Here is an 11,690-nt window from a genome sequence, read left to right on the forward strand (position 1 = left end):
ATGTCTGTCCCCACCCACACCCCCGCACGCCTGATCGTTGGGCGCGAACCCGCCGCGATCAGTGCGGCGATCATGTCGGTCGTGGCGCTCGTGTCCGGCTTCCTCACCCCGGTGTCACCGACGACGCAGGCACTGATCCAGACGTTCGTCGGTGCAGTCCTCGCGCTCGTCGTGCTCGCTTCGGTGCGCGAGAACATCGTGCCCGGCATCCTCGCGGTCGTGCAGGCCGCGCTGCCCCTTGTCGTGGTCGCGGGCGCCGACCTCGACACCGAGCAGCAGGGAATGATCTACGCCGCAGCCTCATTGACCCTCGGACTCGTCTTCGGCCGCCCGAACCTGACACCAAAGATCAACGTGGTCGAGGGCGAAGTCCTGTCGGTGCGAGACGAGCCGATCGAGTGACGCGCTGGCTCGAGGTGGCGTGGCCACGGCTGCGCCACCTCATCGTCCACGGCGGCACCCTCTGCCAGATCGTGCTCTACCCGTGCATCTTCATCGGCGGCCTCTACATGCTCATCACCTCCGCACCCAACGTCGTGGAGGAGGAGATGGGGGGTGTCGCGCAGAGCGCCTGGATCTGGCTGTCGGTGGCGTGTCCCGTCCTGACGCTCGTCGCCTACCTGGCGCGGCGCAGCAGCGGATGGATCGGCGACCTGGGCCCCGGGCTTGGGATCGGCGCCAACGTCGGTCTCACCTTCGCACTGACTTCCTACGTCGCCGCCGTGCTGCAGGCGTCGTGGATCGGGAAAGGCATGTACGCGCTGTGGCCGTTCATCGGCTTCACCATGCTCGTCGGACTCATCGCGCTGCGTGACGTGCTGCGACTGGTCGACGCCAATCGACTTCGGAAGGTCACGAAATCATGAGCGGTACAATGGGATCGGTCGCGTCGGTACTCACCAGTGGTGGGGTCGGGGCGGTCGTCAGCGGCGTCGTCATCGCGGTGATCACTGCGGTATCCAAACGCGGGTCCGAACGAGCGACGGCCGCCAAGTCGATCGCCGAAGCGGAGCAGACCGACGCCGGCGCCGCCGAAATCCTCACCGGCATCGCCGCGAAGATGACCGCCGACATCCGGCAGGAGAACCAGAGCTTGCGGGTGGAGTTGCGGGAGCTGAAGGGTGCGGTGGATGACCTGACCCACGCGGTGGAGACGGCGATACCGTTGCTCGAGCAGGCCGGTCATGTGGACGCGGTCAGCGAGATCCGCACGGCGCGTGAACATGTGCGGCGAGTGCTGTGAGCGCACGGTATGTGGTGACGGTCCGCGGTATCGGTGAACCGATGGGCCGGAACATGCTGTCGCAGTTCGTCGACCGGCTGGGGGAGGGGTGGTGGCACGTCGAGGTGCCCTATCCCGCCGCCTACGGGTTCATCAACGGGCAGCGCAACCCGACCGCCCCCGACTACGAGACCACGAAACGGATCGGGCGGGCGCAGGTGCGGGTCGAGCTCGCGATCATCGCGAACGACGACCCGGGCGCGGTGGTGGTGCTGGTCGGCTATTCGGCGGGCGCAGACGTCGTCGATGACCTCGCATCGTCGGGGGTCATGGCCGAGTTCCCGCAGGTGAAGCTGGCGGTGGTGGTGGCGAACCCGTCGAATCCCGGGTCGAACGGTCTCGCCGATTACGGGATCGCCGCCCCCGCGCGTGGCCGGCAGTACGTCGACTCGCGGGTGCTCGCGGTCAACCATCCGGCCGATGTGATTTGCTGCTGCGCGCCGCGCTCGCCGCTGCGGGTCATCGCGACGCTGACCCCGCGCATGCAGCTCGCCGACCGCACAGTGTGGGCGCGTGACGTGCTGGTCAAGCTCGGTGACCCGGCGACGCGGCGTGAGATCGACTCGCAGCTCGGCGGCTGGTGGGACCCGCGCAACTGGGGTCGCTACGACCGCGCCGGACGTGACGCCCGCGGCTACCTCGGCCTCGGAATGCCGTCGACGCACACCGTGTACAACCGGCGGCCGATCGGCGGAGGTGCGACCATGCTGGAGCGCGCCGCGGCTGAAGTACTGCGAAGGGTGACCTGATGCCCTGGCACTATCCCGGCCCGAAGCCCGGGATCGCCGACGAAGAAACCTTCGAGGAGATGAAGGACCGATTCTGGGATGCGATGGCCGACGTGCCGATTCGCATCCTGATCGGCATCATCGGCATCATTCCGGTCGTCGGCCAGCCCATCGCGGATGCGCTCGGCGAGTGGCTGCTCGACACCAACGAGAAGGCCGTCGACGCGATCGAGTCCGTCGTCAGCGTAGGCACGCAGGTCAACTATGTGCAGCAGGTGATTGCACTTCAGTCGGGGATGGGTGTGTGGGAGACCGGCCCGGACCGCACCGGCACGCCGTCGTTCCCGTTCGCGTTCCTGCACCTGCCGACGTTCACGATCACCCACGACTTGTGGATCGACGACCCGGACCAGTTCGGCAATCAGCGCGGCGACGACGTCTTCGGCACGATCACTCCGAGCACCACCCCGCCAACCGTGAAAGCAACCGCGAACTATGCACCGTGGGCGACCGTCATTTTCAAGTCGGCGGCCGAACGAAAAGTGTTGACGTGGCTGGCATCCAAAACCGGAACCGTCACCACCTTCAACCTCGACGTGTACAAACTCGAGGCTGACGGCTCATCCACCCTCGTCTACTCGTCACCGAACCTTGCCGGTGACGTGCCCTTGACGATCGGCTGGATGCAACACCTCATGGAGAGCGCGTCCATCATCGCCGACGTCGGGGACACCTTCGAGGTGCAATTCCGCATGACCGGATCAGGGTCTGTAGCGATCGCAGGCGTCAACTTCCCCAACCCCACACCATTGCCGGGTTTCCGGCCGTACTCCTCCGGGTCAGGCCGCAACCCGTCCACCATCCCTGCACCTGCCACGATCCCCACCACCACACGGGATTCCATGTATGTCGGGCCGTGCCCGTTCGTGTCCATCGGCATCGACGTCGGACAGACCAACGTCCCCCGCTTCTTCTTCGACGACTTCAACCGGTCGAGTCTCGGCCCGCGCTGGATCGCCTACGGCAGCATGGGCATCAGCAGCAACAAGGTCAAATACACAGGCAGCTCGATCGCCACCGCCCCCGGCGCCATCATGTACCACCAACCACTGGCAACCGATCTGGTCGAAGCCGGATTCGACGCCGACCTCGACCAGGAGATCATCGGCGTCGGCATCGGCTGCACGTCCGGCCTCGGCTCCGGGGTGTGGCTGACTACCAAGTACTCCGGCGTCGTCATCGAAACCGGCGCCTACAACTCGCGAACCGCCCGCACACCCGTCGTTGAAGCTCCCGGATCGGGTCGGTACACGCTGCGGCGCATCCGATCCGACGATGACACCCACTACCTGTATCAGGCGTACTTCGGTGACCCCAACGACGAAGAAAATGAGCCGATCCTCACCTGGGATGACACCACTGGTGTGGTCGGGGCCGGTCTCGGCCGCCGCTGGGTCGCCATGCTGTCCCGCCGCAACGGCCTCATCTACCCGTCCGGTACGGGCGACAACTGGACTGCCGCCGACATCACCATCGCACCCGAGGAGACCGCCTGATGCCCACTATCACTTACACCCTCGACGACGGGTTCGGGACGCCCGACGCGGAAATCGACCTGTGGTGGCAGCCGGTGTCGCCGCACGGCGAGTCCGGCAAACTCGTCATCTCCGGGCCACCGAAAACCATCACCTCGACGGTCGGCACCCCCACCACCATCACCAACATCGCCGCCACCCAGTGGCGCATCACCGGCCTCGGCGCCTACCTGAACGAATCGGTCACCATCGACATCCCCGAAGCCGGCGGCGATGTCACCGACCGGATCAAAGCCGCCATCTCCATCCCGCCCGGCACCCCGGTCTCCACCCTCGTGCAGGCGGCGAAGACCGCCGCCGAGATCGCGCTCGACGAACTCGAGGTCCCCAGCAAAGAGGTCCTCGACGCCACATATGTGCGCAAAGACGAATACGAGCCCGGCGGCGGTGGTGGCGGTGTCTCGCTGACCGACGACGGCACCGGACTGTTCACCATCAACGCCGGCTAGACCGGACTCACCGAGGACGGCAGCACCGGCCTCTTCACGATTGGAGCCTGACCCATGGCCAAGAAACTGATCTCGATCGACGACACGGCCAGCGCCGGTCAGCGACTCCCGTCCGCGGTCCGCACCGAGATCGCCGCCCTTCCCGCCGTCTCCAACGCCGCATCAACGGCATCGGCGGCGCAGACTGCCGCGAGCACGGCACAGACGACAGCGGCGACAGCACAGTCGACCGCCGCCACTGCGCTGTCCACCGCCGAGAAGGCGCAGCCAGCACCCGGGCCGAGCGTCATCGGCGCAGACGGAACCCCCCTGCGATGGGATGGCACGCGTCCGGTCGTCCCGTCCGCCACGATCACCTGCAAGGGACACTCGTGGATCTACTCCGACAACGGACTCCTCGAAGCCGCCCTCGCTTCCGCACTCGGAGTGACCGTGCGCAACCTCGGCATCGGTGGACAAACCTCCACTGAGGTCGCCATCCGCACCGGTGGCATCGTCCCGCTGCTCACCCTGGCGGGCAACCAGATCCCCGCCGACACCACGGCGGTGTCGGTGACCGCGATCCAGCCGACCGGCGACTACCGCACCAACGGATCATCGGCCTACACCTACGCCGGCACCCTCGCGGGAGTCGCCGGCACCCTCACCGAGACCCTGCAATCCTCTGGCGATCCGGTGTGGACGTTCGCCCGCAGCAGTTCCGGTACCGCCACCCCGGTCGCACCGGGAACCCCGTTCCTCGTCAGCGCCACCACCTACGTCGATGAGACGACGGTGATCATGTGCGCGCAGAACAACCTGTACTCGGTGGACGCGACGATGCGGAACGTGATCCGGGACATCGACGCGATCCTCGGATCACTGACACCGGTGGTCAAGCGGGCGTTGATCGTCGGGGAGTTCACCTATCCCGAGGACCGCGACGACACCACCGGCAACCAGTTGATCCGCCGCAACAAGATGATCGGCATCAACACCGACCGGGCGGCCCGCTGGCCCAACAACTTCTACGACCTGCGCCGCGACTTCATTGACATCGGCATGCAGGTCGGCGGTTTGGTCCCCAACGCCGATGACCAGGCGCGCATCAACCACGACACCACGCCCTACGGCATCCTCAAGTCCACCTCCGACACCCACCCCAACGAAACCGGATACGCGGTGGTCGGCAAACTCATCGCCAAGCAGCTAGTGAAGAAGGGATGGGCGACCTACGCCTCGAACACACCGCCGGCGGCCCCGACGATCTCGGCGACCGGCGGAGCCGGACAGTCCACCCTGACTGTCACCCCCGGCAGCAACGGCGGATCGGCGATCACTGACTACGTGGTGCAGTTCCGCCAGCAGGGCACCACCCGCTGGTTCACCTACTTCGACGGCATCTCCACTGCCACCTCGATTCCGGTGACGGGGTTCGCGGCCGGGATATGGGAGTACCGGGTGACCGCCATCAATACGGTCGGCCCGTCCGATCCGTCGAACGTGGTGTCGGCGACCGTGACGACCCCGACTGATGTCACCGCCCCGACCGCGCCCACCTCGGTCTCGGCGACCGCCGGTGACGGCCAGGCAACGGTCACGTTCTCCGGGGCCACGGACAATGTGGGCGTCGTCTCCTACCGCGTGTACTCCTCGGCGGACAGTTATGCCACCCCGGTTGCCACCGGGTCGGGGTCGCCGATCAACGCACCCTCAGCGAACGGGGCGGCGGTGACGTTCAAGGTGTCAGCCGGGGACGCGGCAGGCAACTGGTCGCCACAGTCGGAGGCGTCGAACTCGGTCACTCCGATCGCAATCACGACCGTCGCCTCGGACTCGTTCAATCGTGCCGACGGTGCGGTGGGGTCCACCGATGCCGCCAACGGTGGCGCAGTGCTGCCGTGGACAGCAGAGTCCGGGATGGCGATCATCGGCAACCAGCTCGGCAAGACGACCACCGGCACCGCCTACTGCTATCTCGACCACACCGCAGCCGATCAGGCGATCGAGGTGACCCTGTCGGTGCTGGGCACATCCAACGAGCAGATCATGCTGCGCCGCGCCGACGGCAACAACTACTACCGGTTGATCATCACCCCCTCGACGGGCGGTGGAACCATCAACAAGTCTGTCGGCGGCACCAATTCCCAGATCGGCGCGATCTCTGCCGGCACGTTCACGGTGGGTGCAGTGGTGAAGTTCCGTGCCGTTGGTTCGACGTTGACCGTCCTGGTGAACGGCGTGCAGGTGGCGTCTGTGACCGACACGTCGATCACCACCAGCGGCAAGGTGGCGGTCGGGTTGGCAGACACCACGGCCCGGCTGGACAACTTCAAGCTGACCAACGCCTGACCCGCTCATAACTCCCGATATGGGCGGGGGTGACATCCGCACGAAACGGTTTCAGGGATTTGTCACACCCCAGCACCTATGATGGGGAGTGCGGGGAGACAGCACCGGCTTCGGCCTAGAACTCCCGCCCGCCGGCAAGGACTGTTGGATCGGCGGGGCCGCCCACGTAGAGGCCAGGTCCACCGACGGACGTGGGAGCAGGCACACGAACGGACCCTCTGCCGTCGATGCGCAGGACGGTGAAAAGCGCCCCACCTCTTGCGAGGTGGGGCGCTTCCGCGTTGTTCACGGCTCCCACGCGTCGCCGAGCACCGCGGCCAGCCGGTCGGTGAGAGCCGGCGCCTCGGCCCGCTGGCTGTAGATCACCTCGTCGCACTCAACAGCCAGCTCGAGGAGGTCGGGGTCCGGTGGCGCCCACCCACCGTCGGCGGCCTGCGACATCTCCGCCTGCTGGCGTCGCATCACCGCGCGCACAGCCTCGGCCGCGGCGCGCAGCACATCCCGATCGGTCATCCGGTCATGGAACCACCGGCACCGGGGCTGCGTCCAAACCCCGTGACTCCACGCATCCGCATCTACCGCCCGCCCTATGACCCGGATTGCCCGCACTGCCGGCGCCTCGTCGAGGGGGACGCGCGTCACCCGGACTGGCGAGAATGGTTCGCAGACAGCGACCACCGTGCTTCCACGTTCAGTCCTGGGTGGTCGGCCGGAAGCGGGGACCATTGCCATTGCCAGTGACGAGCCACTCGAACCGTATGCCGAGGACGTCGGCGATGACATCGAGTTCGTCGATGCTCAGTGCCACTGTTCCTGTCATGCGGCGTGCGATCTTCGACTGGCTCAGGCCCAGAGCTTGGGCGAGGCGGATGGCTGGGACGCCCTCGTCGTAAAGGAATCCACGCAATCGCTGGGCGATCTGTAGCGAACGAGGTTCGTCAGTCATGGATGCGCAATCCGTCGATACACCACGACCGCTGCGAGGCTGAGCGCGATCCCGGCGCGCACGTAGGTGCCCGCATCATGTTGGCCGCCGGCCAGTTCGATCACCACCGCACAGCCCAGTGTCACGGCCAGCGCCAGCACGACAAGGTCGATACCCAGGCGCAGCCAAGCTCTGGTCTCCTCGCTGCGGTGCCGCGACAGCTCGCGCTGGCGGCGGGTGTATTCGTCCTCCATCGGCTGAGGGTATCGCCGTTCGTGCGCGCCCGCGCATCCCAGCTCCGACAACAGCCCCATCCTCTGCATGAGGGTGGGGCTGCTTTGTCGTCCGTACTAGCGAACGGGACGCCTCACCATGTAGCCCAACCCCAGACCTTCCACCTCGCTGTAGAACTTGCGGGTTCTGCCGCGGCCGAACACCAACTCTCGATCCTGTCGATCCACCACCTCGCGCCACCCCTCTTCGAGTTGCACGAAGTCGCCCTTCTGGATGGCGGCGAACGGCATGTCCTCGAGACTGGTGTTGAGCCAGACCGTTTCGCGTCCCGTCGACCGGATCTCGCAGAACGAACGGCCCTGGCACTCGTAGCGGGAACCGGTGTGAACTATGGGTGCGCCGCAAGCGCAGTGATTCGGAGGCATGTATTGAGAGTAGGCACTCGGGTGTGACAGAGACGGGGTTCTGGACCGTCGGCCCGCCAATCCCGGTGGCATAACCTGGCTTCTCGCGGGTAGAAAGAAGGTCGGCCCCGGAGGTGCTACCAACACCGTCCGAGGCCTTGCCACCCGTTCAGCTGCTATCTGAAGGATGACCGTGTCTCACGCTACCCAACCCTGCGTTCTTTCTCCCGCCGACGTCGATCTGTTCGTCGAGGCGTTCCTCGCCCGCTGGGAATCTCCGAACACCCGCGCCGCCTACCGCCAGGACCTCGCCGCCTGGCTTCGCTGGTGCGAGCTCCACGGCAAGCACCCGATCACCGACGCCTCCCGGCCGCTGGTCGAGATGTGGATGCGCTGGCTGCGTGACGAGCGCGGCAACAGCGCGTCGACTATCAACCACCGCGTTGGCACCCTGACGCGGGTTCTTCGAACTCGCCCTCGACGACGATCTCGTGGCGAAGAATCCGTGCCGCCTGGTGCGACGGCCGAAAGCGGGCTCCGACAACAACGATCGGATCGCGCTCACCCGAGACGAGATGCAGCGCCTCACCGCTGCCGCGGCCGCGTCGAGTGCGGCCGATCACGCGCTGGTCGTGCTGATGGGCATGTGCGGGCTGCGCGTCTCCGAGGCGTGCAGCCTCGACGTCGCCGACTGTCACGAGATCGCCAAGGCCCACCGCTGCGTCCGGTTCATCGGGAAGGGCGGCAAACCTGCCCTGGTGCCGATGCCGCCCGCGGTGCAGCGCGCCGTCGACGCCGCGATCGGCGACCGCACCTCGGGGCCGCTGCTCCTGCGCCGCGACGGCACGCGCATGACCAGACGCTCCGCCGACCGTGTGGTGAAGCGGTGCGCGAAGAAGGCCGGCATCACCGCGGTGGCGGTGTCTCCGCACGTGCTGCGGCATACCTTCGTCGTCGGGGCGCTCGACGCTGGCGCCCAGCCGCGCACCGTGCAGCTGTCGGCGCGGCACGCCCAGATCAGCACCACCCTCGACGTGTACGACAAAGGCCGTCAGGCCCTCGACGATCACGCGGCCTACGTCGTCGCCGGGTACTTCGGATCGGCTGCATGACCCTCGACGGTGTGTGTATTGAATACACACACTGGCGTAAAAGCCCTGGTCGCGGGATGCGTCCCCGTGTGTATCCGATGCGCTCCCGTGCAGGTCAGAGGGTAAAACGCCAGGTCAGGCAAGGGGTTCGAGTCCCCTTAGCTCCACAAGAAAACACCCTTTCCGATCCGTCGGAAAGGGTGTTTTCATTTCGGACATCGTTGCTGCCCTGCCGGGCGGAGTGGCAGCTCGCTAGGTACGAACCAACTGGTTTCCGTCGATCCCGCCGAACGCCTCAGGCATCCGACGGTCGACCAGGTAGTGGTGCAGCACGGTCTGGTAGATGCCCTTGAGTGCGGATGCGATGACGGCGCCCGCGGCGATGAACAGAACTCCGATGAGCGCCACGACGACGATCATCGCGCCGTCGAGCTTGGTGAGGGCCAACCAGATCAGGACAGCTCCGGGCACGGCCGGCACAAGCGAGATCAGCCCGATGCTCGCGACACCGACGACGTTGCGGCCCCAGACCTCCCGGAACGCTTCTTTGGCGCGCCGCACGGCACCGGGCACGGACTCGCCCTCGAGAACCATCATCGGCAAGACCTGGAAAGAGGTCACGTTCCATGCCATGTCGAACACGATGCTGATTTGCGGCAGACGACGTTCGGCGACGTTCAGCAGGAACGACACGGTCGCGACGACCACTGCCCACGGGGCCAGGCGCACTCCGGCCTTCGTCGCCCGAGCGATACCGCCGCCGACGCTCGGGTCGCCGCCGTCGAGCGTGACGTCTGCCTGTGAGATGAGCGCTGCCTGCCAGAAGGTGAGTACGTACGCCCCGACGAAGTAGGAGGCCGCCACCACGATGACCAGCGCTGCGGTGGAGTCCCGCAGTCCCGGAATGCTGACGACCAACGCGCCCAACGCGATGGCGAGGATGCCCAGGGTGCAACCGGACAGCACCGGGAACACCGCCAATTCCTTGCGGGAGCGCAAGATCCGCGCCGATGCCTTCAGGATCTCCCAGGAGGATGCCACGCCGTTCCTTTCGGTAGCCGATGGCCGGAGAGAATGGCCCCGTGCACAGTAACAACCATTTCGGACAAATCCGGCATGTCAGCTCACGGGCGGGCGAGTCGGGTGATCCGGGTTCCGGTCCAGGCCTGGCCGCCGCCGTCGTTCACCGCCTCGATCCCGATGACATGCCAGTTCGCGTTGTCGGTCGGCCAGCCCGGATGGGAACCGGCCCCGGCATGCCAGGCCACCCCGGCGGCGATCACCCGTTACGTGCCGTCGCGTTCGAGGACGAGCTGCGCGAGTGGTTCGAGGTACGCCGACGTCGTACCCACCCGGGGCCCGCTGCCTGCGGGTGCGCGACATAAGGTGCCCCTGTGGTCGATTCGGCTGTCATCCGGGTGAGTGCGGTGGTCCTGCGGGACACCACCGGCGCAGTCCTGACCGTGCGCAAGCGCGGCACCGCCCGATTCATGTTTCCCGGGGGCAAGCCCGAACCCGGTGAGAGTGCGCTGCAGACGGCGATCCGGGAGTGCCGGGAGGAACTACAGCTCGAGCTCGACCCCGCCCAGCTGCAGCCGCGCGGCGACTATCGGGCCGTCGCCGCCAACGAGGACGGATTCGACGTCGAGGCGGCGGTCTTCGTCTGCTCGACGCCGCTGGATCGGGATGCGGACACGTTGAGCCCGGCAGCCGAGATCGCCGAATTGCGCTGGCAGCCGCTCGACGGTTCGGTTTTGCCGCCGGATCTCGCACCGCTGACCGAATGTGTACTGCCCGAACTGATCTGAGCGATCGGTCGCGAACGCAGAGTCGCCGCCTCCGGGTCAGAAGGGCTATCTCTGTCCAGCGCGTCTGATTCGGGGTCGCGATCCTGCAACTGCAGCCCACGACAGGATTAATCGCACGCGTCAGTGAACGCCTGGACCGGGCGCGTCCGGATCGGCCGGCGGTTCGGCCACGGTCAAGGACAACAATCCGGGTATCGCGCGCTGGATGTCCTCCGGGGAGATGATCGGTAGGCCTTCGTGCCCGTGGATGTAGCCGATACCGGCGTAGACCAAGACACCGGACAGTAGGCGGGCTTGGCCCGGGCTCATCTCGAATTCTCGCAAGATGGCCTCGACTGCCTCGAAGATCTCCGTGTCGATGTTGCGCACCGTTTCGGCGACGGTGTCGTTGCTGCGCGCCCAATTCCGGATGGCACGTTCCACCGTCAGATGATCCCTGCTGACGAGCATCGTCGACAAAGCGATCAGGCGGCCCTCGGGCGGCACCTCGGAGAGCTCGTCCAGGTCGGCGACGCGTCGACGGTTCATCTCCTGCCAGCGCGCCGCCATCGCTTCCCACAAGGCGTCGAGGTCTCTGAAGTGCCAGTAGAAGCTGCCCTTGGTGACGCCCAACGTCGTGCACAACCGCGCGATCGTGACCCCGTGCACACCGCCGGCTTCGGAGGTGACCAGCGAGAATGCGGCGTCTACCCAGTCGGTGGCGCGGAGGCGTGCGCTCCGACGGGACTCGGTCATCGGTGGGGCGATCCTCTCTGGTCGGCGCGGACGATGTTCGCAACCGAGTACACCACGGCGACCAGCGGCGATGTTGCATTCGTGGGTTGCCTTGGTCGGGTCGAGAGA

Annotated in this window: 16 protein-coding genes and 1 pseudogene; 10 read left to right on the forward strand and 7 right to left on the reverse strand. The window is 66.4% G+C overall.

Features of this window, described 5'->3' with window-relative positions; translation table 11 throughout:
• Genes NWF34_RS10170 through NWF34_RS10200 form a run of 7 tightly spaced genes read left to right on the forward strand, consistent with a single transcriptional unit; the run spans position 1 to position 6,385 of the window.
• Positions 1-402, forward strand: a complete 402-nt coding sequence (locus NWF34_RS10170) for a hypothetical protein (protein ID WP_258324931.1) — start codon at positions 1-3, stop codon at positions 400-402.
• Entirely contained in the window at positions 399-866 is a 468-nt protein-coding gene (locus tag NWF34_RS10175) for a hypothetical protein (RefSeq protein WP_258324932.1), read from the forward strand. Before NWF34_RS10170 ends, NWF34_RS10175 begins: the two co-directional genes overlap by 4 nt.
• The gene (locus NWF34_RS10180) at positions 863-1,243 is read left to right on the forward strand and encodes a hypothetical protein (RefSeq protein ID WP_258324933.1); all 381 of its coding nucleotides are present in this window, start codon (positions 863-865) and stop codon (positions 1,241-1,243) included. Before NWF34_RS10175 ends, NWF34_RS10180 begins: the two co-directional genes overlap by 4 nt.
• A complete protein-coding gene (locus tag NWF34_RS10185; RefSeq protein WP_258324934.1) occupies positions 1,240-2,031 on the forward strand; it encodes a cutinase family protein in 792 nt (263 codons plus the stop codon). Before NWF34_RS10180 ends, NWF34_RS10185 begins: the two co-directional genes overlap by 4 nt.
• Positions 2,031-3,566 (forward strand): hypothetical protein, encoded by a 1,536-nt coding sequence (locus NWF34_RS10190; protein WP_258324935.1) that lies wholly within the window; start codon positions 2,031-2,033, stop codon positions 3,564-3,566. Before NWF34_RS10185 ends, NWF34_RS10190 begins: the two co-directional genes overlap by 1 nt.
• Positions 3,566-4,054, forward strand: coding sequence for a hypothetical protein (locus NWF34_RS10195; protein ID WP_258324936.1), 489 nt, complete (start codon positions 3,566-3,568; stop codon positions 4,052-4,054). The genes NWF34_RS10190 and NWF34_RS10195 overlap by 1 nt, the downstream gene beginning before the upstream one ends.
• 54 nt (positions 4,055-4,108) lie before the next feature.
• Entirely contained in the window at positions 4,109-6,385 is a 2,277-nt protein-coding gene (locus NWF34_RS10200; RefSeq protein WP_258324937.1) for a fibronectin type III domain-containing protein, read from the forward strand.
• Between the two features lie 285 nt (positions 6,386-6,670).
• Here the strand turns inward: NWF34_RS10200 and NWF34_RS10205 are convergent, their stop codons facing one another.
• The 4 genes from NWF34_RS10205 to NWF34_RS10220 all read right to left on the reverse strand — a co-directional run bounded on the left by NWF34_RS10205 (position 6,671) and on the right by NWF34_RS10220 (position 7,834).
• On the reverse strand, positions 6,671-6,898 hold the full coding sequence (locus NWF34_RS10205) for a hypothetical protein (RefSeq protein WP_258324938.1): 228 nt from the start codon (positions 6,896-6,898) through the stop codon (positions 6,671-6,673).
• A gap of 178 nt (positions 6,899-7,076) precedes the next feature.
• Positions 7,077-7,331, reverse strand: coding sequence for a helix-turn-helix transcriptional regulator (locus tag NWF34_RS10210; RefSeq protein WP_258324939.1), 255 nt, complete (start codon positions 7,329-7,331; stop codon positions 7,077-7,079).
• The gene (locus NWF34_RS10215) at positions 7,328-7,564 is read right to left on the reverse strand and encodes a hypothetical protein (RefSeq protein ID WP_258324940.1); all 237 of its coding nucleotides are present in this window, start codon (positions 7,562-7,564) and stop codon (positions 7,328-7,330) included. The genes NWF34_RS10210 and NWF34_RS10215 overlap by 4 nt, the downstream gene beginning before the upstream one ends.
• Before the next feature lie 96 nt (positions 7,565-7,660).
• Complete coding sequence (locus tag NWF34_RS10220; protein ID WP_258324941.1) at positions 7,661-7,834, reverse strand: hypothetical protein; 174 nt, start codon at positions 7,832-7,834, stop codon at positions 7,661-7,663.
• Between the two features lie 301 nt (positions 7,835-8,135).
• Between NWF34_RS10220 and NWF34_RS25435 the strand changes: the two are divergent.
• Both NWF34_RS25435 and NWF34_RS10225 read left to right on the forward strand, forming a co-directional pair.
• A pseudogene (locus NWF34_RS25435) lies at positions 8,136-8,399 on the forward strand (site-specific integrase); the annotation flags it as partial.
• A gap of 40 nt (positions 8,400-8,439) precedes the next feature.
• A complete protein-coding gene (locus tag NWF34_RS10225; protein WP_258324942.1) occupies positions 8,440-9,060 on the forward strand; it encodes a tyrosine-type recombinase/integrase in 621 nt (206 codons plus the stop codon).
• Between the two features lie 231 nt (positions 9,061-9,291).
• Here NWF34_RS10225 and NWF34_RS10230 read toward each other — a convergent pair whose 3' ends face one another.
• Both NWF34_RS10230 and NWF34_RS10235 read right to left on the reverse strand, forming a co-directional pair.
• Positions 9,292-10,080, reverse strand: a complete 789-nt coding sequence (locus NWF34_RS10230; protein ID WP_258324943.1) for a DUF6159 family protein — start codon at positions 10,078-10,080, stop codon at positions 9,292-9,294.
• A gap of 83 nt (positions 10,081-10,163) precedes the next feature.
• Positions 10,164-10,307 (reverse strand): N-acetylmuramoyl-L-alanine amidase, encoded by a 144-nt coding sequence (locus tag NWF34_RS10235; protein ID WP_375295643.1) that lies wholly within the window; start codon positions 10,305-10,307, stop codon positions 10,164-10,166.
• A gap of 126 nt (positions 10,308-10,433) precedes the next feature.
• On the opposite strand from NWF34_RS10235, the gene NWF34_RS10240 reads away from it, so the two are divergent.
• A complete protein-coding gene (locus NWF34_RS10240) occupies positions 10,434-10,847 on the forward strand; it encodes an NUDIX domain-containing protein (RefSeq protein ID WP_258324944.1) in 414 nt (137 codons plus the stop codon).
• Positions 10,848-10,967: 120 nt separating this feature from the next.
• On the opposite strand, the gene NWF34_RS10245 is transcribed toward NWF34_RS10240, so the two are convergent.
• Positions 10,968-11,582 carry a TetR/AcrR family transcriptional regulator gene (locus NWF34_RS10245; protein WP_258324945.1) on the reverse strand — a complete coding sequence of 205 codons (615 nt, stop codon included), beginning with the start codon at positions 11,580-11,582 and terminating at the stop codon, positions 10,968-10,970.
• Positions 11,583-11,690 lie beyond the last annotated feature (108 nt).

Origin of the sequence: Gordonia sp. GONU, assembly GCF_024733855.1 — a bacterium.
GTDB lineage: Bacteria > Actinomycetota > Actinomycetes > Mycobacteriales > Mycobacteriaceae > Gordonia > Gordonia amicalis.

What these genes read in the sequence shown, in the direction of transcription:
- NWF34_RS10195 (WP_258324936.1), top strand. Translation starts at nt 3,566, where the DNA reads ATGCCCACTATCACTTACACCCTCGACGACGGGTTCGGGACGCCCGAC.
- NWF34_RS10190 (WP_258324935.1), top strand. Translation starts at nt 2,031, where the DNA reads ATGCCCTGGCACTATCCCGGCCCGAAGCCCGGGATCGCCGACGAAGAA.
- NWF34_RS10210 (WP_258324939.1), bottom strand. Translation starts at nt 7,331, where the DNA reads ATGACTGACGAACCTCGTTCGCTACAGATCGCCCAGCGATTGCGTGGA.
- NWF34_RS10200 (WP_258324937.1), top strand. Translation starts at nt 4,109, where the DNA reads ATGGCCAAGAAACTGATCTCGATCGACGACACGGCCAGCGCCGGTCAG.
- NWF34_RS10220 (WP_258324941.1), bottom strand. Translation starts at nt 7,834, where the DNA reads ATGCCGTTCGCCGCCATCCAGAAGGGCGACTTCGTGCAACTCGAAGAG.
- NWF34_RS10170 (WP_258324931.1), top strand. Translation starts at nt 1, where the DNA reads ATGTCTGTCCCCACCCACACCCCCGCACGCCTGATCGTTGGGCGCGAA.
- NWF34_RS10180 (WP_258324933.1), top strand. Translation starts at nt 863, where the DNA reads ATGAGCGGTACAATGGGATCGGTCGCGTCGGTACTCACCAGTGGTGGG.
- NWF34_RS10215 (WP_258324940.1), bottom strand. Translation starts at nt 7,564, where the DNA reads ATGGAGGACGAATACACCCGCCGCCAGCGCGAGCTGTCGCGGCACCGC.
- NWF34_RS10205 (WP_258324938.1), bottom strand. Translation starts at nt 6,898, where the DNA reads ATGACCGATCGGGATGTGCTGCGCGCCGCGGCCGAGGCTGTGCGCGCG.
- NWF34_RS10245 (WP_258324945.1), bottom strand. Translation starts at nt 11,582, where the DNA reads ATGACCGAGTCCCGTCGGAGCGCACGCCTCCGCGCCACCGACTGGGTA.